This window comes from Duganella sp. AC237, assembly GCF_979254035.1.
This window is the reverse complement of sequence record NZ_CEEDEW010000003.1, coordinates 2230294-2251766: the sequence shown is the minus strand read 5'-3', so window position 1 is coordinate 2251766 and position 21473 is coordinate 2230294. Positions and strand designations below refer to the sequence as shown.

Here is a 21473-nt window from a genome sequence, read left to right as displayed (position 1 = left end):
GGCACCCGTATCAAAAAAACCTACCATGACCTTCAGCTTGCGCTCGACGCAATCACCTCTGGAGGAAGTAGCGATGTCTCAACCACTGCGCGGCGGTGCCGCCGCACGCCGGCTGCCGGGCGCGTTGCTGGCGTGTCTGCTGGTCATAGCCACCCTGGCGGACGCTGCCGCAGCGGGCGCGACCGATGTACCGGCGATGGCGCCGCCCGTGCTGGGCAGCTTCCGGCAACCGGACCAACGCGACCTCGCTGTACTCAGGCATAACGGCAAAAAAAACCGGGGCGGGCAATATGACGTGGTGGTGTTCCCCGAAGCCGGCAGCGGCCAGCCGGCCAAGGTCGTCAAGACCTTCATCGATACCGGCCCCAACCCGCCAAGCCTGTCGCTGGCCAAGCCCGGCAGCTACAAGCCGGTCTGCCACGCCGGCGTCCAGTGCGCGCCGGTAAACATCAGCAACGAGGCGATCAGCCTGTGCTTCGGCGAAGCCAGTTGCGAGATCATCTACTTCAACGGCGGCGCGTTCCGCGAACTCTTCGTCACCGACTAGCGGCTGCCGTGCGTACGTCCCTTGAACTCGGCCAGCTCGTTGCGCGGCGGCGCCTCGTCCACGGCGCGCGGCTGGCGCTCGAGCATCACATGGTGCGTCGGCGTGCCGGTGTCCACGCCCAACTGATCGAATTTCTCCATCACCGCCAACAGCACCGCCTGCTGCGTGTCCATGAAGGTGCCATAGGCGGACGTGAGCATGAAGAACACCAGCTCGAACTCGATCGCTTCCGGACTCAATCCCTTCAGATGGACGCGGTCGAAGCGCACCTCGTCCTGCGCCTCGACGATCTCGCGGATCGCGGCCGGGATGACGGCGGCCAGCGCCGCCGGCGTGGCCGGATTGATGCGGAACGACAGCTGCACGCGCCGGGTCGACATGCGCTTGTAGTTGCGCACGACGTTTTTAAGCAGGTCGGCGTTGGAGATGACGATCTGCTCGCCGCTGTCGGCGCGGATGCGCGTGGTCTTCAGGCCCACATGCTCGACCGCGCCGGACACGCCGGCCACGGCGATGGCGTCGCCCACCTCGAACGGCTTGTCGATGGCGATCGCCAGCGAGGCGAACAGGTCGCCCAGGATATTCTGCGCCGCCAGCGCCACGGCGATACCGCCGATGCCCAGGCTGGCGACGAAGGTGGTGATGTTGATGCCCAGGTTCGACAGCACGGCAAGCGCGAAGATCGCCCACAGCACCGTCTTGACGGCCCAGCCGATCAAGGTGTTGGCCACCGTGTCCGGCGCCGACTCGTCGGCCGAATGCTGGCGGAAGTAGCGCCGCGTGCCGATGCTGACGGCGCGGTCGATGTACAGGGTCACCTGCAGGCCGAGCACGATGAACCAGAGGATTTGCACGCGCTGGTGCCACGGCGGCGGCAGGTCCAGCAACGACAGACCGACCAGCACAGAAATCAGCACGACGGCGAGATTGCTGGTGCGCGCCAGGGTGGCGCCGAGCAGTTCGGCGGCCGGTTTGTCCGCCTGGCCGGAGTCGACCAGCTTGGCCATGCGACGGCGCAGCAGCATGAGCGCGCCGTGGATGGCGGCGAACGTGACCACGCAGGCGATGGCGGCGACGATCCAGTTTTCAGGACCGATGCCGGCAATCGGCATGCCCAGTTGACGGATATCCAAGGCGGGCTCCTTCTCGAAACAGGTAGGCGGCTAGCGTAACCGCTGCGGCGGCCTTGTACGCGCACTTTTCCCCAAGGCACTAGCTCGCTTGGCAAAGCGTCTACGTAAAAGCACTTACTTCACATATAAATAGTTTGACTATGTATTACTTTCCAACTAAGCTAGTCATCATACAAGTAAAAGTTCCTTCGGTTATTTAATATTTCCATAAGCCACTATGTCCACAGAAAAAGTTAATCTTTCCCGCCGAACGATACTGATGGCGACCGCGGCAGCCATTCCGCTCGTGTCGCTGTCGCCGCAGCGCGCGCGCGCCGACGGCCTGGAAGGCGTCGAGCTGCACCGCTATCAGCCGGTGTTCTTTTCCGCCGCCGAATGGCAGTTCGTCCTGGCCGCCTGCGACCGCCTGATCCCGGCCGAGGGCAAAGGCCCCGGCGCGCTGGAGACCAACGTCCCCGTCTTCATCGACCAGCAACTGCATGCCGGCCTCGGCGACGACGTGTATATGCAAGGGCCGCACAAGGCCGACGCCGCGCCGACCCTGGGCTTCCAGCACGACCACACGCCGCAGCAGATGTACCGGCTCGGCATCAAGCTGACCCAGCAGCATAGCCAGCAGGCGCACGGCAAGCCGTTCGAACAGCTGGCGCCAGCCGACAAGGACGCGCTGCTGACGGCGCTGCAAAAGAACACGATCAGCTTCGCCGACCTGGGCGAGCCGACCTTGAAGGCGTCGCAGTTCTTCGGCCAGTTCCTCGGCGACGCCAAGAACGGCTACCTGGCCGACCCCATGTACGGCGGAAACAAAGACATGAAAGCCTGGGTCGCCATCGGCTTCCCCGGCGCCCGCGCCGCCTACACCGAATGGGTCGACGTGCACGACGTCAAATATCCGCTGGGGCCGGTGAGCCTGAGCGGCAAGCGCACCTGATCCATCCCACACAAAGACCAACTATGCAAACCATCACTAACGACGACGTCGACGTCGTCATCGTCGGACTCGGCTGGGCCGGCTCCATCATGGCCATCGAACTGGCCAGGGAGGGCCTGAAGGTGCGCGCGCTCGAACGCGGCCCGGACCGTCCGCCGGAGGACTTCGCCTATCCGAAGCCGGCCGACCAGTACGCCTATGCGATTAAGAACAAGGTGTTCGCCACGCCGCGCGACGCCGCCCTCACGGTGCGCTACAACACCGGCGAGACGGCGCTGCCGACGCGCAAATGGGGCGCCTTCGCGCCCGGCACCGGCGTCGGCGGCTCCGGCCTGCACTGGACCGGCGTACTGATCCGCCCGACCACCACCGACCTCAAGCTCAAGACCTACGCCGACCAGGCCTACAAGCGCGGCACGCTCGACCCCGACATGCGCATCAAGGACTTCCCGTTCACGTGGGAAGAAATCGAACCGCACTTCGACAAGTTCGACAAGATCTGCGGGCTGTCCGGCAACACCGGCAACCTCAACGGCACGTTGCAGCCGGGCGGCGACCCGTTCGAGGGGCCGCGCTCGAGCCCCTACCCGCTGCCGGCGCTGCACGACACGCTCAACAGCTCGCTGTTCGCGGCCACCGCCAAAAAGATGGGCTACCACCCGTTCCCCAATCCGTCGGCCAACGTCTCGCAGGCCTGGACCAATCCGTACGGCGCCCAGCTGGCGCCGTGCAACTACTGCGGCTACTGCAGCAAGTATCCGTGCCTGAACTACTCCAAGGCCTCGCCGCAGACGGCGATCCTGGACGTGGTCAAGCGCATGCCCAATTTCGACTACAAGGTCAACGCCAACGTCATCCGCGTCGACCTGCACGCCGACAAAAAGACCGCCAAGGGCGTCACCTACATCGACGAGCAGCAGCGCGAGGTGTTCCAGCCGGCCCGTATCGTCATCCTCAGCAGCTTCCAGTTCGCCAACGTGCGCCTGATGCTGTTGTCGGGCATCGGCCAGCCGTACAACCCGCTCACCGAGCAGGGCACCATCGGCCGCAACTACGCCTTCCTGAGCAACGGCGACGCCACCCTGTTCTTCAAGGACAAGCACTTCAACCCGTTCGCCACCGCCGGCGCCACCGGTGAAATGTTTAACGACATCTCGCCGGGCAACTTCGACGGGCCGTCGCTCGGCTTCATCGGCGGCGCCAAGATCCACAGCTCCCAGGCCACCGGCGCGCCGATCGGCACCGCGCTGCCGCCGGGCACGCCGGGCTGGGGCAAGGGCTGGAAGGAAGGCATGGTCGACTGGTACGGCCGTTCGATGAAGATCGGCATCACCACCACCTGCATGTCCTATCGCGGCCATTACCTGGACCTCGACCCGAACTACAAGGACCCGTGGGGCCAGCCGCTGCTGCGCATGACGTTCGACTGGCGCCAGAACGAACTGAAGCTGCAACGCCACCTGCGCGACATCGTGCTCGGCATCGCCAAGGAACTCAAGCCGGACGCCATGTCGGAGAACTTCCTCGGCCTCGATTCGCACTGGGACATCACCAAGTACGTTTCGACCCACAACGTCGGCGGCGCCATCATGGGCACCTCGCCGCGCGATTCGGCGCTCAACCGCTACCTGCAATCGTGGGACGTGCACAACGTCTTCGTCCCGGGCGGCAACGCCTTCCCGCAGAACTTCCAGGCCAACCCGACCGCCACCATCGGCGCCATCACGCTGTTCGCGGCCGAGGCGATCAAAAACCAATATCTGAAAAATCCGGGACCGCTGGTCCGGGTATGAGCGACGTTATGAAAACTTTCAAGTACTTCCTGGGCGCTGCCGCCATCGCGCTGGCGGCGGGCCAGGCCCTGGCGGCCGGCGCGGCCGCCACGACGGCGCCGGCCCAGACGCTGGCCCAGCGCGGCGCCTATCTGGCGCGCGCCGGCGACTGCATCGCCTGCCACAGCGCGCCGGGCAAGCCGGCTTTCGCCGGCGGCCTGGCCATCGACAGTGGCCACGGCATCATCTACTCGACCAACATCACGCCCGACAAGCAGCACGGCATCGGCAAATACACCGAACAGCAGTTCGCCGACGCCGTGCGCAAGGGCGTACGCGCCGACGGCACCCACCTGTATCCGGCCATGCCGTACACCAGCTACGCCAAGGTCAGCGACCAGGACATCAAGGCGCTGTACGCCTACTTCCAGAGCGGCGTCAAGCCGGCCGCCTACGCGCCGCCGGCCTCGCAAATGAGCTTCCCGTTCAACCTGCGCTGGGGCATGGCGTTCTGGAACTACTTCTTCGCGGACGACAAGCCGTTCAAGGCGCAGCCGGGCTGGAGCGCGCAAGTGCGCAACGGCGCCTATCTGGTCGAAGGACTGGGTCACTGCAGCAGCTGCCACACGCCACGCGGCTACGCCATGAACGAAAAGGCCGGCGACAGCTCGTCGCCCAAGTTCCTTGCCGGCGGCGAGCTGAACGACTGGCCGGTGCCGTCGCTGCGCGGCATGCCGCACTGGAGCCAGGCGGCCATCGTCGACTACCTGCAAACGGGGCGCAACAAGAACTCGGCGGTGGCCGGCGAGATGAGCGCCGTCGTCGAGCACAGCACCTCGCACTTGAGCGAGGGCGATTTGAACGACATCGCCGCCTACCTCAAGGCCCTGCCGCCGGCGCCGGCGCGCGGCGCCGCCGTCAAGGCGCAGGGACATGACGCCACGGTCAAGAAATTGTCCGCCGCCGTCGGACTGACCTTGGGCGAGCGGCTGTACCTTGACAACTGCGCCGCATGCCACTTCGTCACCGGCAAGGGCGCGACGCGGGTGTTCCCGGAACTGGACGGCGCCACCGTGGTCAACGCGGAGAATCCGACCGCGTTGCTGCATGTGATGCTGGCCGGCGCGCGCACGCCCTCGACGGACAAGGCGCCGTCGGTGCTGGTGATGCCCGGCTTCGGCAAGCGACTCAGCGACAGCGAGGCGGCCGCGCTGGCGACCTTCGTGCGCCAGGGTTGGGGCAATACGGCGGCTGCGGTGTCGGAAAAGGATGTCGCGAAAGTGCGCGCCAAGTTAGAGGCGAAATAACAGCAGCGCGTTTGTCGCGCCGTGGTTGGTGTTTTTTACCGCACCAACCACATCCACGCGCTTAATGTAAAGAACGACGTCACCATGCAAATCAACAAGGTCGTCGCGCTACGGTCGGCCTCGCCGTAGGCCTGCGCCAGGATCGGGTAGATGCTCAACATCGGCATCGCCGCCATCAACAGCGCCGCCGCGCGCAGCGACGGCTCCATCGGCGCGATGCCCGCCAGCGGCAGCAGCGAAATAATCAGCAGCACCGCCAGCGGATGCCCCACCAGCTTGCCTGCGACGATGGGCAGCACGCGCTGCCAGCCGGTGGTCAACGGCAAACCCACCAGGGTGCCGCCGATGGCGAACAGCGACACGCCGCCGCTGGCCTGCGAGAACAAGGTCACGCTGCGCAGCACCGGCTGCGGCAGCGACACTTCCGCCAGGCTGACGACCAGGCCGGCCGTCACCGCCAGCACCAGCGGATTGCGCGCCAGGCGCTTGAGCGACTGCCCGAGCACCTGGCGCCACGAGCCGCCGCCGCCACGGGCGCTCTCCGCCATCGCCAGCAGCAGCGGCAGCATCACCAGGTTCTCTACCATCACGTTCAGCGCCAACGCCACGCCAGCCACGGGCGCCACCATCAGCAACAGGATCGGAAAACCCATGAAGCTGCTGTTGGAGCACGAGACGCCCATCGCCAGGAACGTGCTGCGCATGCGGTTCAACCCGGCTGAACGGCCGCCCACATAGGCGATGGTCATGATCAGCAGGGAGCCGCCCAGGTAGGCCAGCAGATAGGCCGGATGCAGCACCTCGCGGATGTGCCGCGTCGCCAGCGCGTTGAAGATCAGCGCCGGCAGCGCGAAGTTCAGCACGAACTTGCCGAACACCCGCATATCGGCCCGCTCGAACACGCCGAAGCGGGTGGCGAGGTAGCCGGCGAGGACGATAATGTAGATCGGACTGGTGATGGCGAGGATATCGAGCATGGATGGGCGCTGGGAAGTTTGCGCCATCGTACTCGACGCCAGGCCCTTTGTCATGGTTGTGGTACATTCACGCCTCGAATCTTTTCAGCCGTCACGCCATGTCCTCCCTGAAGTACCTCAGCGCCTATTCCGAGCAAACGCAGCAGCAAGTGACCCAATTGCTGGCCAAAAACCAGTTGGGCGAGGTGCTGCTCAAGCGCTACAAGAAACCGCACGAGCTGCGCACCGACAAGGCGCTGTACAACTACGTGCAGGAATTAAAAGATGAACATCTGCGCAACGCCGAGCCGATCAACAAGGTCGAGTACGACAGCAAGATCCACGTGATAAACCACGCGCTGGGTTTGCACACGTCGATCTCGCGCGTGCAAGGCGGCAAGCTCAAGGCCAAGCACGAGATCCGCGTCGCCACCATGTTCAAGGAAGTGCCGCTGGAATTCCTGCGCATGATCGCCGTGCACGAACTGGCGCACGTGAAGGAAAAGCAGCACGACAAGGCCTTCTACAAGCTGTGCACGTACATGGAGCCGAACTATCACCAGTACGAGTTCGATCTGCGGCTCTACCTCACCCATCTCGATACCGGCGCCGGCCGGCTGTGGGCTTAATCCGCCGTTACGGAGGCCGCATCCTCTCACGTTTGATCTCCATGCTCGCTGCGTGCGCCTATGATGCCATTAGCGCATGGGACAAATACCCTGACCCGGGCACCGGAATCGGCGGAACCATCGGGATCTGCATCCTAATGGGCTTTGTGTGTACTGTGCTGGTCGGATTAAGTACACTGAGGGCAGCGACGGGCGACACCACAAATTGGTATGTTATCGGGCTCTCCATTTTTATAACCGCCGGCCTCTGCATCTTCTATCCAATGATTCACTTCAAGTTCGCGTAGCACTTGATAACGAGGAAACCGGCATCCAGGGATGCGAAACATGCTGAAACTAATGGAATCCATCGTGACAGATGATGCGAAGTTCGCTAAGACAATGTTGGCGCTCGGTGCGGTCTTTGCGCTGGCCCTTGTGGCTGGGATTGCCATCGTCGTCAGCCTGTAAGTAGTTCGACATTCGCTCCCGCAGCTACTCGCTAAGGGTCCAGCGCCGCGATAAGTCAGTCCAGGACGATCGTCCGGTCGCCCAGCGGCGCCATGCCTAGGGCGCCCACCAGACGTACCGGCGCCTGGAAGCTATGCCCTTCGCAATAGGACGCGCGCACGGTTCCCAGCTTCTTGCCAGCGACTTCCAGCCCGTCCTTGAGCAGCACATCGCCGCAACTGACCGCTTCACCCTTGGGTCCGGTAAAACTGATCGCGCCCGGATCGGCCGACGTCGGCCGCGCAGCGCCCGCCGCGAGCGCGCCCCACTCTTCCGCGTTCGTCGCCACCAATCCAAAGCGCGACGCGCCCGTGTCGAGCATGGCGTAACCGATGCGGGCGCCGGGACGCCGCACCTCCACCACGATATGGCCGCCGCCCCCGGCCCAGCTCAAGTACAGCAACGGCTGCGCATCCCGCACACCGGCCAATAATGCTTGGGGTGCGTAGGCGTAGCGCGACCGGCCGAGGTCCAACGTCAGCGTGCCGTTCTCAAACAGCGCGTTGCCGACGATGGCGATGGGACTGCCGCCGCAATCGGGTTCCTTGAGTTGCGCCAGGCTCGCGGCCGTGGCAGGAATCCAGCGTTGCAACCCGGCCAGTTCGACCGCCGCGCGGTCGCCGCCCGCAAGCGCGCCGTCGCGCTTTCTCCAGTTCCAATCGCCGTTGGCGCCCGTATCGAGCTGAGCGGTGCAGGCAACGCCATTGACGGTCACCGGCAACACCAGTCCCAGACGCTCCGGCGCGCCGCCGTTGAAACTGCCCATCGCCCAATGGAAAGGCTGCCATGCCGGCTCGGCCGCCTGGCTTGCGCCGCAAGCGAGTGCCATCAAAAGAAATCCCAAGCGCATCGATGTTATCCGTCCAAAGTCAGGCCGGCGATTTTATCGAACGTACAAATATTAATCAATGATTAAGTTCTCTTGCAGGCGGCGTAGAGCGCAAAGGGGATAGCCTACACGCCGGCCACCGGATGGCGCTCCTTGACGATGCCGCGGTAGACCAGCCACGTCGCCACCAAGCTGATGGCGCCGGCGCCGGCCATCCAGTAGCCCGGCGCCGCCTTGTCCCCGGTGCTCTCGATGAGCAAGGTCGACACCAGCGGCGTCATGCCGCCAAACAGCGCGGTGGCCAGGCTGTAGGCCAGCGAAAAGCCGGTGGTCCTGACACTGGCCGGGATAATCTCCGTCAGCGCGACGATGGTGGCGCCGTTGTAACTGCCGTACAGGAAGGACAGCCACAACTCGACCATGACCATGTGCTCGAAGCTGGGATGGCCGACCAGCCAGGATAAGGCCGGATACGCGGTCAGCACCGTCAGCGCCGAGCAGATCGCCATGATGGGCCAGCGCCCGATCCGGTCCGACAGCGCGCCCATCACCGGCAGCCAGATGAAGTTCGACAGGCCGACGCACAGCGTGACCAGCAGGCTTTCCTCGGTGCTCAACTTGAGCACGCTCTTGCCGAAGGTCGGCGTATAGACGGTGATCAGGTAGAACGCCACCGTCGTCAACACGATCAGCATGGTGCCGGCGACCACCAGCGGCCAGTTGAGGCTGATGGTCTTGAGCATTTGCCGGAACGTCGGATGGGATTTGCGCGCCAGGTAGGCCTCGGTTTCCTGCAGCGAGCGCCGGATGTAGAACACCACCGGAATGATCGAGCAACCGATGAAGAACGGAATGCGCCAGCCCCAGTCGGCGATGAACTCTTTGCTCAGCGTCTCGTTGAGCGCGTAGCCGAGCGCGGCCGAGAAGATGATGGCGACCTGCTGGCTGGCCGATTGCCAGCTGACGTAATAGCCCTTGTTGCCGGGCGTTGCCATCTCGGACAGGTAGACCGACACGCCGCCAAGCTCCACGCCGGCCGAGAAGCCTTGCAGCAGGCGTCCGATCAGCACCAGCAGCGGCGCCAGCAGTCCGATGGTCTCGTAGCCGGGCACGAAGGCGATCAGCGCCGTGCCGGAAGCCATGATGGCCAGGGTGAGCACCAAGCCCTTGCGGCGGCCGATGCGGTCGATATAGCTGCCGAGGATAATCGCGCCCAGCGGCCGCATGAAGAAGCCGGCGCCGAAGGTGGCGAACGTCATCATCAAGGCCGCGTATTCGCTGGTGGCGGGGAAGAACGCCTTGGAAATATACGTGGCGTAGAAGCCGAACAGGAAAAAATCGTACATTTCGATGAAATTGCCGCTCGTCACGCGGATGACGGTGGCGATGCGGGACGGTGCGCGCGCCGGTGTGCCGGGCGGCGCGGCCTCGGCGAGGCGCTGGGCGCTGGATTGAGTAGTCATGTGTTACCTATCGATGAAAGCTGGAAAACGTCGTCTAGTGCTGGGTTGGGGTTGGCGCTGGCGCCGCAGCCGCCGCTGCCGGTTGCAGGCCGGTGGCCTCGATCGCGGCGGCGTTGGCGGGCGAGGCGAGGAAGCGCAGCAAGGCGCGTCCGGCCTCGGGTTGCCGGGCGTCGCGCACCAGCGCGGCAGAAAAATCGGTCATCAACTGCACGTCCGGCGGCAGCAGCCCGACGATGTCGATGCCCTTGACGGGCATCAGCTCGCTGCGCTGCTGGCAGCCGAAATCGGCTTCGCCGTGGGCGATGATCTCGCCGACCGGGGTGGCCGGGATTTTCGCGGCCTTGCCCTGCATCTGCTCGGCGATGTCCAGCTTCTTCATCAGTTTGCTCTCGATGTATTCGCCGCTGGCGCTGTCCGAATAGGCCACCTTGCGCGCCTGCAGGAAAGCCTTGCGCAAGCCGTCGGTGGTGCTGATGTCGGGCTTGGCCGCGCCTTGACGCACCGCGCAGGCGATCGGGGAATTGGCCAGCACCACCTTGGTGCCGGGGACCAGGCGGCCCGCCTCCATCAGCTTGTCCAGCGCGTCGCCCACCATGATGACGACGTCAATCTGTTCGCCGCGCGCCAGGCGCGCCGGGATCGCCTTGGCTGTGTTGCCCATCGACGGTCCCCATTCGGACAGCAAATGGTCGCCGCTGGTGCGCTCGTATTCGGCCGCCAGGTTTTTGTAGGCCTGGGCGAAACCGCCCGAGCTGACCACGCGGATGTCCGCGGCCTGCGCCGCGCCGGCGGCAGATAACGCCAGTGCGACCAGGGCCGCCAGCACCGGGCGGGATTTCCGTACAAAATGAGGTTGAAGCATGGTGGTTTCTCCGATCGTTAAAATTTCTGCATGAAGCCAAGTGTCAGGGCCGCGCCGTGGCGGTCGTTGGCGCGCGTGCCCGTGACGCCGGCGGCATCGCCTTGCCAGCGCGTGTAGTCCGATTCGAGGTACAGCGTGGCGCGCGGCGACAGCGTTTTTTCCAGGTAGGCGAAGGCGCGCTGGAAGCCGTCGTCGATATGGCCGGTGGCGGAGCGCCGCACCTTGTAGTAAGCGGTCGTCAGCAGGAGGTCGGGCGCGACGTGCCGGCTCACGCCGGCGGACACCACGCCCTGCCGCACCGACCGGTCGACGCCGGTGTCGGCGCGGTTCAAGCCCACATTGGCCTTGAACTGCCATTCGTCCACCTTGTAGGCGGCGCCCAAGGTGGCGGCGTCGAGGATGAGGTTGTCGCGATTGCGAAAGCGCATCACCGCGCCGGACACGGCCAGCCCCGCCTTCTGGTAAGCCAGGGCGCCGCCCAAGGTCGACAATGGCGACGTGGAACCGGCCACCTCGCCGAAGGAATACGCCGCACGCGCCACCACCGGTCCGAGGTTGGCGGTGGTCTTGACCATGTTGTCGAGACGATAGAAATTATCGGCATAGCCGCTGCTGCCGTATTGCTGCCCGAACGAGTGGCCGCCGAACGCGGTGTTGCTCAAGCCTGTGATGTTGACGTTTGGATTGAAGCTGGCGTAGCGGATGCCCAGCGGGTCGACCGGCGCGATGGCGTCGGCCAGCAGCGTCGCCTGGCGCCCCAGGTATACCGATCCCTGCGGCGACTTGAGGCCCACCCAGGCCTGGCGGTCGAATAGCTTGTCGGATTTGGCCGAGCTGCCGGTGTCCAGATTGAGCCCGCCCTCGAGGCGGTACAGCGCCTGCCAGCCGCCGCCGAGGTCTTCCAGGCCGCGCAGGCCCCAGCGGCTCGTGTTGTTGACGCCGCTGCTGACGGAGGGCAGCGTGCCGCCCGCCATCGGCGCGTTGGCGGCGTTAAGGCTTTTTCCATAACGGATGCCGACATCCGCTATGCCATAAATCATTGCGCTGCTTTGGCCCAGGCAGCTACCGCTTGCCACCGCCAGAAGCGCGAACGTGCACCGATGTCGCATCGTGTCTCCATTGTCGAATGATGCCTTCTTATTGACGCCTTCTTGACGAGGCTGCTGATAAGTATCGAATCATCGTTGAAATGGCATAATTTGATAATTGCAATTTTTCCGGGGATTAATGCATGCAACGCATCAATTACGAACTTCATGATTTACAGGCCTTCGTGGCCGTGGCCGAGCGCAACAGCTTTCGCCAGGCCGCCACGGATCTTTTCCTGTCGCAGCCGGCGCTCAGCCGGCGGATCGAAAAACTGGAGGAGGCGCTGGGGGTCAAGCTGTTCGAGCGCACCACGCGGCGCGTGCAGTTGACCAATGTCGGCCAGGCCTTCCTGGTGAACGTGCGCGACGCGCTCAACGGCCTCGAGGATGCCGTGCTGGGCGTCGCCGACCTCGCCGCGCACCGCACGGGGACGGTGACGTTCGCCTGCGTGCCGTCGGCCGTGTGGCATTTCCTGCCGGAGGTGCTCAAGCGCTTTAGCGCGCAGTTTCCGAAGATTCGCGTGCGCGTGCACGATGAAAGCGCGCAGGATGTGCTCAACCTCGTGCTGACGGGCGAGGCGGACTTCGGCATCAGTTTTACCGGCGCGGAGAATCCGGAAATCCATTTCCAGCCCATCCACGTCGAAAGCTATGTGCTGGCGATGCGGCACGACCATCCGCTGGCCAAGCGCAAGAAACTCAACTGGAAGGACACCGTCGGTGAACGCTATATCTCGGTGGCCAAGTCGAGCGGCAACCGCAGCGTGCTGGACGCCGCGCTGTCGGGCGTGGAAAAGCACCCGTGGATCTCGTGCGAGATCAACCACGTGTCGGGCGTTCTGGCGCTGGTGGAGTCGGGGCTGGGGGTGGCGGCGGTGCCGGGGCTGTCGATCCCCCGGGAGGCGCACAGCACAGTGGTGGGCGTCCCGCTGGTCAATCCCACCGTCAACCGCACGCTGGGCTTGATCAGCAGGCACCAGCACGCCATGCCGCCGGCCTCGCGCACCCTCTTCGACATGCTGGTCGCGGGCATCGCGAAGCCGGGACGGCGGGCTACCCGCTAGCGGGCGGCCTGGCCGGCCTGGAAATGGATCGTCGCCGGCGCCAGGCCGGGCGACTTGGCGGTCAGGCTGGCCTCGCCGGCCTGACCGGTCGATTGCACGATCACCTGCGCCCAGCCGTTGAACACGCGCCGCTGCCACGGCGCCGCCGGCGCGGTCACGCGCAGCACGCCCCATTTGCTGGTGCCCACGGAACGGTCGAACATGCCCTGCACGCCGTCCTTCGGCGTCGCCACGACATAGGCCAGGCTGTTGATATCGTTCAGCTGCGCGCCGTCCAGCGCGACCATCAGGCCGCCATCGACCAGCGTCGCCTCGACCGGGCGGCCGTTCACATACACCGCCTGGCCGGCGTCCAGCCGGTCGATGAACAAGGCGGCGCGGCCATCCGCCGCCATGACCGGCCGGGGGAACTCGCCGCGCAGCACCAGATACGGCGTCAGCGGCGGCTGCGCCGTGGGCGGCAACCACGCGGCCGGGTCGCGCCACGCCGACGTATCGACTGTCGCGGTGCGCGCCGCCGGTTGGTCGGCGCTGTCGACGGCAAGCGTGCGCCAGCCGGACAGCGGCACGAAGGTGTGGCGGTCGGCCGGACGGTCGGGCTCGTGCGAACCCGGATCGCCGTTGCCGACGCCGATGATGCGGATCGGACCCGATACGTCGAAACCCACCAGGTCGGCGGCGGTCGGTACGATCTTGCCGGTGGCGTCGGCCACGTTCACCCACACCACGGCGATGTCGGTGCCGTCGGGCTTGAGGGCGGTCTTGTCGGCGCTGAGCGCGACGCCCGCGCCGGCGCCGGTGGTCGCCACCTCGGCCGTGGCAACCGGCTGGCCTTTGCGGTAGGCGGTCGCGGTCAATTTGCCGGCTTGGTAAGGCACCATCCACTCCAGCTGCCCGTCCTTGGCCATCGTCTTGCGGCCCAGCGGGCGGCCGTCCTGGAACAGTTCGACGGCGTCGCCGTTGCTGTACACATGCACCTTGATCGGCTGCCCCTCCCTGCCCGCCCAGTTCCAGTGCGGCAGGATGTGCACCATCGGTTCGCGCGTCCACACCGACTTGAGGTAATAGGCCGTGTCCTTCAGGACACCGGTGGTGTCCAGCATGCCGAACTGCGAGCCGACCGCCGGCCAGCCGAACGGCGTGGTCTCGCCCCGGTAGTCGAAACCGGTCCAGACGAACATACCGCTCATCCAGCCGCGCTCCTGCACGCGGCGCCAGCCCTCTTCGATGCTGAGGCTGCTGCCCGGCCGCGCCTGGCGGTCGTAGGCGTTCAGATGCGAGCGCGCGGGCTCGTCGAAGTAGACGCCGCGCGTGGTGAAGGTCGAGCCCTCCTCCGACATCATCGCCGGCTTGGCGGGATGGTCGCGATGGAAACGGTCGACGTCATGCTGGGCGCCGTAGTTAAAGCCGATCACGTCCGCCTCCAGCGACACGCCCTGGCCCGATCCGCTGGTGGCCACCATGGTGCGCCGCGTCGGGTCCATGCGTTTCACATGCTCGTCCATCTCGCGCGCCAGATGCGGGCCAGGGGCCTTCCACTCCAGCGCCCATTCCTCGTTGCCCACCGACCAGATGATGACGCTCGGATGGTTGCGGTCGCGCCGTATCATGCGCTCGAGCTGGCCGCGCACCTCGGGCGTGGTGCCCATCATGCGGTGTTCGTCGATGACGAGCATGCCCAGCCTATCCGCCTCGTCGAGCAATTCCGGCGTCGGCGGATGGTGCGAGGCGCGGTAGGCGTTCACGCCGAACGACTTGAGCTGTTTCAGGCGCCAGGTCTGCAGGCCGTCCGGCAGCGCCACGCCGACGCCGGCATGGTCCTGGTGGTTGTTGGTGCCCTGCAGCTTGAGCGGCTTGCCGTTCAGCGAAAAGCCTTTGTCCGGATCGAACACCACCGTGCGGATGCCGAAGCGGGTGTCGTAGCTGTCGACCACGCGGCCGCCTTGCAGCAGCGTGGTTTTCAGGGTGTACAGGTTCGGCTCTTCGAGCGACCACAGGCGCGGACGCGGCACCGTCAGCACGGTGCTGAACTCGCCGTCACGCACGGCGCGCACGCTGCGGCCGGAATGCTCCGCCTGCGCCACCAGCTTGCCGTCGGGCGCGTACACCTGCTGGCGCAGCGCGAACGATTGCGCGCTCTTGCCGTCGTTGGCCACGGTGACGTCGACGTCGATGCGCGCCTTGCCGCCTTCCACCTTGGTCTTGACGAAGGTTCCCCACTGCGCCACGTGCAGCGGATCGGTCTTGGTCAGCCAGACGTGGCGATAGATGCCGGCGCCCTCGTAAAACCAGCCCTCCTCCACCGTGGCGTCGGCGCGCACGGCGATGACGTTGTCTCCGCCGACGTTCAGATAATCGGTGATGTCGTAGCGGAAGCCCGAGTAGCCGCTTGGCTCGGTGCCGATGTAGTGGCCGTTCACCCAGACCATGCTGTTGCGGTAGACGCCATCGAACTCCAGCGAGATGCGGCGGCCCTTGTCGCTGGCCGGGATATGGATCACCTTGCGATACCAGCCGACGCTGTTTTCCGGGAAGTTGCGGCCGATTGCCAGCGAGCCGTGGTTGGTATTGCCGCGCGCGTCGAAGGGCAACTCGACCGCCCAGTCGTGCGGCAGGTCCAGCTTGCGCCAGGCGGCGTCGCTGAAGTCGACGGCGGCCGGGCCGTCGCCGTAGCCGGCCTTGGCGAAGAAAAAGGGACGCAGGCCATGCCGGAAATCTTTCTGCGCATCGTAGGCGTGGCCGTGGGCGAAGCGCCAGTCCTTGTCGATGTTGATGCGTTCGCGGCCGTCGACGGCGCGCGCGGCGGCCGGGTTGGCCGGCTCGGCTGGCGTTGCGGCTGTTGCGGCAATCCAGGCACCGCCTGCGAAGATGATTGCGATGAGTACTTTGCCAAGTCGATTCGTCACTTCGTCTCCTTGTTGTTCGATTGATGTCGGGCTAACCGTGCGCTGCCGCCAACCCGCACTGCGGCCACATGGGGTCGGACCCCGAGGGGTCCGACCCCGGCGTCCGGGGTGCGGGCTAACGCTTCATTTATTCCACCGCCAGCGCCTCGACCAGATCGGCGATCTGCTCGGCGGGCGGGCGCTCGGCCGCCAGCTTCGCGGCCAGCGCCGCGCAGGCGACAGCCACCTCCGGCCGGTTCAGCAGCCCAGACAATGCAGCGGTCCAGGCGCCGAGCGGCGCGTCCGGCTTGACCATCGCGCCGACGCCAAGTCGCGTCAGGCGCATGCCGTTGTCCGGCTGGTCGTACGAAAACGGCACCACCAGCTGCGGCCTGCCCGCCGCCATCACCGTGGCGCTGGTGCCGATGCCGCCGTGATGGACGAACACCGCCACGCGCGGCGCCAGCGCGTCGAACGGCGCATACGGCACGTGGTGCACGAACGCCGGCAACACGGCCGGCAACTGGTCGCGGAACGGCGTGATCACCACCACCCGCTGTTGCAAGGCGCCGGCTGCCGCGATCGCGCGTTCGATGAATTCGCGGCCGTGCGCCATCGCCGATCCCGGCGTGACGGCGATCGGCGCGGGACCGGCGTCGAGGAAGCGCCGCAGCTCCTCGTCGAGGGCCTCGTCCGGCGCGGCCGGCATGCGCGGGAACCCCGTGCACACGGTGTTGGGCGGCCAGTCAGGCTGCGGCGCGGCGAACCAGTCGGGAAAGGCGCAGATGACACGTTGCGGCGAATGCAGCCAATGGCTCATCACGCGCCGCACCGGCGCCAGGCCCAGCGAGGCGCGCAAACGGTTGATTTGGGGACGCACGGCGGGATCGAGCACCAGGCGTTCGATCAGGCCCAGCGCGCCGCGTACGACCCACGGCGGCATCTTCGCCAGCCACTCCAGCCCGGCGCGCGCGGCGGGATCTTCGGCGGAAAAAAAGCATGACGGCGCAAGATGGACGGTGGCCAGCGGCACGCCGCGCGTCTCCTGCAGAATCCGGCCGGTCATCGCCAGGGTGCTGGCGATGACCACCGTCGGCCGCTGTTCGACCAGCGCCAGCTGCCGCGCATACGACGGCGCGAAATGCCTGGCCATTTTCTTCCAGATCGTGAAAAACCCCTTCTGGGGATGCCAAAGGTCGGGATCGTGCACCAACTCGTCGAGCTCGGCCTGACTCAGGCCGGAGACGAAGGCCATGCCGGCGCGCTCGACCCGTTCCTTGAAATTGTCGGAAGCAACCAAGGTCACGTCGTAGCCGCGCCGCAACAGGGCCTGGCCGACGACAATGAAGGGATAGACGTCGCCGGCGCTGCCGGCGGCAAGGATGAGGATGTGGCGCGCGCCGGGCATACGGTGAAGGCCTAAGCCTTCAGCAGTTTCAGCAGCGCCTGCGGATCGCTCTCGGACATCATCAGCGCCGCGTGCTGCGGACGGATGAAGCCCTGCTCCCTGGCATGGGCGATGAAGTCGATCAAGCCGTCATAAAAACCGCCGACATTGAACAGGCCGATCGGCTTGGCGTGGATGCCCAGCTGCGACCAGGTCAGCATCTCGAACAATTCTTCGAGGGTGCCCATGCCGCCGGGCATGGCGATGAAGCCGTCCGACAGGCTGGCCATCATCGCCTTGCGCTCGTGCATGTCCTTGACGATGAACTGGCGCGTCAGGCCGGTGTGGCCCACTTCGCGCTCGACCAACGCGGTCGGGATCACGCCGGTGGCCTCGCCGCCGAGCCGCAGCACCTCGTCGGCGATGATGCCCATCAGTCCGACATTGCCGCCGCCGTACACCAGCGCCAGGTTTTGATCGACCATCGCCGCCGCCAGCGCGCGCGCCGCCTCGGCGTAGACGGGGCTGACACCAGCGTTGGCGCCGCAATATACACAAATCGTCTTCGTCACTGCTGCTTTTCCTCCATGAGTTCCTGTCGTGCGGCCTCGACATCGAGCCGCTCCATCGCATCGCGCGGGGCAAGGCGCGCGGCCTGTTCCAGCAGTGCCGTGGCGTCGGCCATTTTCTTTTTACCGTCGAGCATCGCCAGCGCGTGGCCGTACTGGATGCGCGCGATCGCCGAATCGGGATCGAGCCGCAGCGCGGTCTCGAAATGGCGGTAGCCCTCCTCCTTCTTGACGCCGTAGGTCAGGCCACCGATCATGCCGCCAACCTTGTCGACGATCTCGGTGTGGTACACGCCCAGGCCGACATGGGCGTCGGCGCGCGCCGGCGCCAGCTGCACGGTTTTCTCCAGGCTGGCGCGCACGCGCGGGCCCAGCCCCTGCGCCAGCGCCTTGACCACCGAGATGCCCTCGGCGTAGTAGCCCAGCGCGTAGGCGTGCCAGTAATAGCCGGCCGGGTTGCCGGGCTGCTCGCGCTGCTGGCGTTCGCAGCGCTCGGCCACGCATTCGAAGGTGGCGATGCGCTTCTTGACGCTGGTTTCGAGATACTGGGCGTAGATGCAGATCGCCTTGTGCGCGACCGAGTAGCCGTTCACGCCGACATCCAGGCCCAGGCGCGCGGCGCGCTCGAACTCGCCGGCATGGAAGGCGATCCAGGCCTGCAGCAGCGCCGGATTGGCCGGGAACGGCTCCAGGTCGCCGCTATGCAGCGCCGGCCAGGCGGCCTGCAGGCCCTCCGGCGTGTAGCGGTAGGCGGGATCGGGATAAGGGAAAGGGGTCCAGGCCATGGTGTCTCCGGCTCACTTGAGCTTCTTCAGGTATTCTTCGGACAGTTTCTGGAACAGCAAACTGGTCTCATTGCGCAGATACGGCCCGATCTGCGACAGCACCTGGTAACAGCCGCGCGCCAGCGCATCGGCCATCGATTGCTGCTCGCTGTACTTGCGCGGGTTGCGCACGTACTCATACGACAGCCAGTACGTCGCCACCACCACCATGTTGGTAGCCATGGCGTCGATGGCGGCGTCGGACGCCTCCAGCGATTTTTCGCTGCGCAAGTCCTCGCACAGCTGTTTGGCGACCTTGATCTTGTGCGCCAGGATCTGCTTGAAGTGCAGCTCGAGCTTGCGGTTGCGCGACAGCAAATCGTTGAGGTCGCGATAGAAGAAGCGGTAGCGCCAGATCAGCTCGAACATCAGGTGCAGGTACATCCAGACGTCGTCAATGTTCGAGCGGCGCCCGTTCGGCACCGTAAGGATGCGTTCGATCTCGGCCTCGAACTGGACGAAGATCGAGTTGACGATGTCATCCTTGTTACGGAAGTGGTAATACAGGTTCCCCGGAGAGATATTCATCTCCTCGGCGATCACCGTGGTGGTGATGTTGGGTTCGCCGAACTCGTTAAACAAGCGCAGGGACAGTTCCAGTATGCGTTCACGGGTGCGGCGGGGTGCTTTTTGTTGCATAACGAGGATCTCTGTTTATTCTCGTGCAAGCATAACACCTCTGCACCCCAAGTGAGAACACCGGCGAGCTTTTCAGCGTCAATGGCGACCAATTGGCGCAAGATAGGCCGATCTTCGCCGAAACCCGCTGCTCGCCGCGCTAGGGCCGCGCCGCTGCGGGCGTCCCGATGTATTTATCCAGGAACGCCAGCAACTTTTCGTAGTAGGCCGTCTCGTTGCGGATGAAACGCAAGCCGTGTCCCTCTTCCTCAAAGGCCAGCCACTCAACCTTTTTGCCGTGCAGCTCCAGCGCCTTCCGCATTTTTTTGCTATGCGCAATCGGAACCCGCTCATCATCCTCGCCATGCATCAGCAATACCGGCGCGACGATCCGGTCGGCGTGCTTGAGTGGCGAGACTTGGTCGAACTGTTCCTTGTTCGACCGAACATCGCCAATTCGGGCCAGCATGTGCTGCCGCGTGACCTTGTTGCCCACCCTGTCGGAACTGTCGTTGAACATGAACTCGATATCGGCGACGCCGGCGAAGCTGACCCCGCACCGATACAGGTCCGGCGTTTTAACCAGCCCCCACAGCGCCGCGTAGCCGCCATAGCTGGCGCCGACGATGCAGATGCGCTTGGGATCGGCGATCTTTTGGTCGACCAGGTAGCGCACGCCGGCGGTAATGTCGTCCTGCATCGCCAATCCCCACTGACCAAACCCGGCCTGCTCGAAGCGCCGGCCAAAGCCGCTCGAGCCGCGAAACTGCGGCTGGAACACGGTATAGCCGCGCGCGGCCAGCAACTGCACCTCGGCATTCCAGCCCCAATAATCGCGCGCCGTGGGCCCGCCATGTATCAGAACCACCAGCGGACCCGCCCCCGCCGCCGCACCCGGTTTAACAGCCGGACGGGTCAGGAACGCCGGGACCTGAGTGCCGTCTCCGGCCGCGTAAGCGATGATCTCCATGGGGCGCAAATCGGCGTCGGCAGAGGCAGGCTGCCTGCGTGCCACCAGTCGCAGCGCCTTGCTTGGCATGTCGAGCAGATACCAGCTACCGGCATCCTGATCGCTGGAGGAAGAGACCAGTACCTTCCCCTTGGGATCGCCGCTGAGGCGGTTGCCCCGGTTCGGCAAGGCGACATCGACCGCGCGTTGCACGCCGCTCCATACAGGATCGAACCAGATGTCCTGCGGCCGCATGCCACGCGTGGTGACCCGCTCGAACGCGCCCTGATCGATGCCGCCGACGGAAAGGATATCCTGGGTCGGATGCCCGGCCAGCATGTCGCCGATGGCCAGCCGCTTGGTGTCGAAGTTGAAGAGCGCGTAGGTATCGCGGCCGAGGCGGCTCGAAACAACGATGGTGTCCGGTTCATCCGGCACGTACACGGGTAGCCAGTACTCGTCGGTGACCTTGAAATCGGCCAGTTTTTGCCACGCGACGCCGGCCGACGGCTTGTACCAGTTAGTCACGGTCGAGGCGTCGCGCCAGAATTCCGAATTAACGACCGTCACCGCGCGCAGCTCGCCCTTGCGGTCGAACGCCGCTTGAATCAGCTTGCCCTTCGGGTACTTGAATTGCCGGCTTTCGCCGCTGCGCCCGTCGGCCAGCGCCATGTCGCCGTCGTCCACGTCCGTGTAGACCAGCAGCTTGGTGGACAAAAGGTTGCCGCCCTCGGCCGGGCCGATCACCGACTGTCCCACTTCCGCGACCTTTTTACCGTGCAGATTGATGGTTTCCGCCTCGACCCCGTAGTCCACCGCCAGCAAATCGTTGCCGACCCAAGTGACATTTCGTGGTGCCTTGTGAAAGTTCCAGAACCCTTCCTGCACACGCTTCCCGAACGACAATAGCTTCGCGGACATATCGGCGGTGTCGTGCAGCAGCAGGCCATGGTTGGTGCCGTTGTAAATGATGCTGGCGAGATGTTTTCCGTCGGGCGAAAGGCTGACGGCAAGCGTGCCCGTCGGCTCGACGGCTTGTTCGATCGTTAGCGGTTCAGCTTGCGCAGCGCGGCCGGCAAGGCAACAGGCGGCAAGCGCCATGAGTAAAATGATACGCACAATTTTTCTGCGACAACGGTTGATGATTTGGCATTGTGGCAGAAAAAGGCGG

General features: G+C 65.1%; 19 protein-coding genes. 7 read left to right on the top strand and 12 right to left on the bottom strand.

Annotated features, from left to right (window positions below):
* Nucleotides 1-73 precede the first annotated feature (73 nt).
* Nucleotides 74-547, top strand: coding sequence for a hypothetical protein (locus AC0IYS_RS10385; protein ID WP_471705062.1), 474 nt, complete (start codon nt 74-76; stop codon nt 545-547).
* On the opposite strand, the gene AC0IYS_RS10380 is transcribed toward AC0IYS_RS10385, so the two are convergent.
* A complete protein-coding gene (locus tag AC0IYS_RS10380; RefSeq protein WP_471705061.1) occupies nt 544-1680 on the bottom strand; it encodes a mechanosensitive ion channel family protein in 1137 nt (378 codons plus the stop codon). The genes AC0IYS_RS10385 and AC0IYS_RS10380 overlap by 4 nt on opposite strands.
* A gap of 259 nt (nt 1681-1939) precedes the next feature.
* Here AC0IYS_RS10380 and AC0IYS_RS10375 point away from each other — a divergent pair, with 259 nt between their 5' ends.
* From AC0IYS_RS10375 to AC0IYS_RS10365, 3 genes are read left to right on the top strand one after another with little or no spacing between them, the layout of a single operon-like run.
* Entirely contained in the window at nt 1940-2611 is a 672-nt protein-coding gene (locus AC0IYS_RS10375; RefSeq protein ID WP_471705060.1) for a gluconate 2-dehydrogenase subunit 3 family protein, read from the top strand.
* A gap of 23 nt (nt 2612-2634) precedes the next feature.
* On the top strand, nt 2635-4404 hold the full coding sequence (locus AC0IYS_RS10370; protein ID WP_471705059.1) for a GMC family oxidoreductase: 1770 nt from the start codon (nt 2635-2637) through the stop codon (nt 4402-4404).
* An 8-nt stretch (nt 4405-4412) separates the two neighbouring features.
* Entirely contained in the window at nt 4413-5690 is a 1278-nt protein-coding gene (locus AC0IYS_RS10365; RefSeq protein WP_471705058.1) for a c-type cytochrome, read from the top strand.
* A gap of 35 nt (nt 5691-5725) precedes the next feature.
* Here the strand turns inward: AC0IYS_RS10365 and AC0IYS_RS10360 are convergent, their stop codons facing one another.
* Nucleotides 5726-6694 (bottom strand): AEC family transporter, encoded by a 969-nt coding sequence (locus AC0IYS_RS10360; protein WP_471705057.1) that lies wholly within the window; start codon nt 6692-6694, stop codon nt 5726-5728.
* A gap of 71 nt (nt 6695-6765) precedes the next feature.
* Between AC0IYS_RS10360 and AC0IYS_RS10355 the strand changes: the two genes are divergently transcribed.
* Nucleotides 6766-7275: a YgjP-like metallopeptidase domain-containing protein gene (locus AC0IYS_RS10355; protein ID WP_471705056.1), complete on the top strand. Its 510-nt coding sequence runs from the start codon at nt 6766-6768 to the stop codon at nt 7273-7275.
* A gap of 327 nt (nt 7276-7602) precedes the next feature.
* Entirely contained in the window at nt 7603-7725 is a 123-nt protein-coding gene (locus tag AC0IYS_RS10350; RefSeq protein ID WP_471705055.1) for a hypothetical protein, read from the top strand.
* A gap of 55 nt (nt 7726-7780) precedes the next feature.
* On the opposite strand, the gene AC0IYS_RS10345 is transcribed toward AC0IYS_RS10350, so the two are convergent.
* The 4 genes from AC0IYS_RS10345 to AC0IYS_RS10330 form a co-directional block, all read right to left on the bottom strand.
* Nucleotides 7781-8614: a hypothetical protein gene (locus AC0IYS_RS10345; protein ID WP_471705054.1), complete on the bottom strand. Its 834-nt coding sequence runs from the start codon at nt 8612-8614 to the stop codon at nt 7781-7783.
* Between the two features lie 104 nt (nt 8615-8718).
* Nucleotides 8719-10056 (bottom strand): tricarballylate/proton symporter TcuC, encoded by a 1338-nt coding sequence (tcuC, locus tag AC0IYS_RS10340; protein ID WP_471705053.1) that lies wholly within the window; start codon nt 10054-10056, stop codon nt 8719-8721.
* A 34-nt stretch (nt 10057-10090) separates the two neighbouring features.
* Entirely contained in the window at nt 10091-10918 is an 828-nt protein-coding gene (locus tag AC0IYS_RS10335) for a substrate-binding domain-containing protein (protein WP_471705052.1), read from the bottom strand.
* 17 nt (nt 10919-10935) lie between these two features.
* Nucleotides 10936-12027, bottom strand: coding sequence for a porin (locus AC0IYS_RS10330; RefSeq protein WP_471705051.1), 1092 nt, complete (start codon nt 12025-12027; stop codon nt 10936-10938).
* Between the two features lie 122 nt (nt 12028-12149).
* Between AC0IYS_RS10330 and AC0IYS_RS10325 the strand changes: the two genes are divergently transcribed.
* Entirely contained in the window at nt 12150-13070 is a 921-nt protein-coding gene (locus AC0IYS_RS10325; protein ID WP_471705050.1) for a LysR family transcriptional regulator, read from the top strand.
* On the opposite strand, the gene galA is transcribed toward AC0IYS_RS10325, so the two are convergent.
* The 6 genes from galA to AC0IYS_RS10295 form a co-directional block, all read right to left on the bottom strand.
* A complete protein-coding gene (gene galA, locus AC0IYS_RS10320; RefSeq protein ID WP_471705049.1) occupies nt 13067-15976 on the bottom strand; it encodes a beta-galactosidase GalA in 2910 nt (969 codons plus the stop codon). The genes AC0IYS_RS10325 and galA overlap by 4 nt on opposite strands.
* Before the next feature lie 127 nt (nt 15977-16103).
* Nucleotides 16104-17363 carry a glycosyltransferase gene (locus AC0IYS_RS10315; protein WP_471705048.1) on the bottom strand — a complete coding sequence of 420 codons (1260 nt, stop codon included), beginning with the start codon at nt 17361-17363 and terminating at the stop codon, nt 16104-16106.
* A gap of 11 nt (nt 17364-17374) precedes the next feature.
* Entirely contained in the window at nt 17375-17914 is a 540-nt protein-coding gene (locus AC0IYS_RS10310; protein ID WP_471705047.1) for an LOG family protein, read from the bottom strand.
* Complete coding sequence (locus AC0IYS_RS10305) at nt 17911-18696, bottom strand: hypothetical protein (protein WP_471705046.1); 786 nt, start codon at nt 18694-18696, stop codon at nt 17911-17913. Before AC0IYS_RS10305 ends, AC0IYS_RS10310 begins: the two co-directional genes overlap by 4 nt.
* A gap of 12 nt (nt 18697-18708) precedes the next feature.
* Nucleotides 18709-19374, bottom strand: coding sequence for a TetR/AcrR family transcriptional regulator (locus tag AC0IYS_RS10300; RefSeq protein WP_090320420.1), 666 nt, complete (start codon nt 19372-19374; stop codon nt 18709-18711).
* A gap of 139 nt (nt 19375-19513) precedes the next feature.
* On the bottom strand, nt 19514-21421 hold the full coding sequence (locus AC0IYS_RS10295) for an alpha/beta hydrolase family protein (RefSeq protein ID WP_471705045.1): 1908 nt from the start codon (nt 21419-21421) through the stop codon (nt 19514-19516).
* Between the last annotated feature and the right edge of the window lie 52 nt (nt 21422-21473).

Coding starts and splice junctions, on each gene's coding strand:
- AC0IYS_RS10385 (WP_471705062.1), top strand. CDS start 74: ATGTCTCAACCACTGCGCGGCGGTGCCGCCGCACGCCGGCTGCCGGGC.
- AC0IYS_RS10375 (WP_471705060.1), top strand. CDS start 1,940: ATGGCGACCGCGGCAGCCATTCCGCTCGTGTCGCTGTCGCCGCAGCGC.
- AC0IYS_RS10370 (WP_471705059.1), top strand. CDS start 2,635: ATGCAAACCATCACTAACGACGACGTCGACGTCGTCATCGTCGGACTC.
- AC0IYS_RS10365 (WP_471705058.1), top strand. CDS start 4,413: ATGAAAACTTTCAAGTACTTCCTGGGCGCTGCCGCCATCGCGCTGGCG.
- AC0IYS_RS10360 (WP_471705057.1), bottom strand. CDS start 6,694: ATGGCGCAAACTTCCCAGCGCCCATCCATGCTCGATATCCTCGCCATC.
- AC0IYS_RS10355 (WP_471705056.1), top strand. CDS start 6,766: ATGTCCTCCCTGAAGTACCTCAGCGCCTATTCCGAGCAAACGCAGCAG.
- AC0IYS_RS10350 (WP_471705055.1), top strand. CDS start 7,603: ATGCTGAAACTAATGGAATCCATCGTGACAGATGATGCGAAGTTCGCT.
- AC0IYS_RS10345 (WP_471705054.1), bottom strand. CDS start 8,614: ATGCGCTTGGGATTTCTTTTGATGGCACTCGCTTGCGGCGCAAGCCAG.
- tcuC (WP_471705053.1), bottom strand. CDS start 10,056: ATGACTACTCAATCCAGCGCCCAGCGCCTCGCCGAGGCCGCGCCGCCC.
- AC0IYS_RS10335 (WP_471705052.1), bottom strand. CDS start 10,918: ATGCTTCAACCTCATTTTGTACGGAAATCCCGCCCGGTGCTGGCGGCC.
- AC0IYS_RS10330 (WP_471705051.1), bottom strand. CDS start 12,027: ATGCGACATCGGTGCACGTTCGCGCTTCTGGCGGTGGCAAGCGGTAGC.
- AC0IYS_RS10325 (WP_471705050.1), top strand. CDS start 12,150: ATGCAACGCATCAATTACGAACTTCATGATTTACAGGCCTTCGTGGCC.
- AC0IYS_RS10315 (WP_471705048.1), bottom strand. CDS start 17,363: ATGCCCGGCGCGCGCCACATCCTCATCCTTGCCGCCGGCAGCGCCGGC.
- AC0IYS_RS10305 (WP_471705046.1), bottom strand. CDS start 18,696: ATGGCCTGGACCCCTTTCCCTTATCCCGATCCCGCCTACCGCTACACG.
- AC0IYS_RS10300 (WP_090320420.1), bottom strand. CDS start 19,374: ATGCAACAAAAAGCACCCCGCCGCACCCGTGAACGCATACTGGAACTG.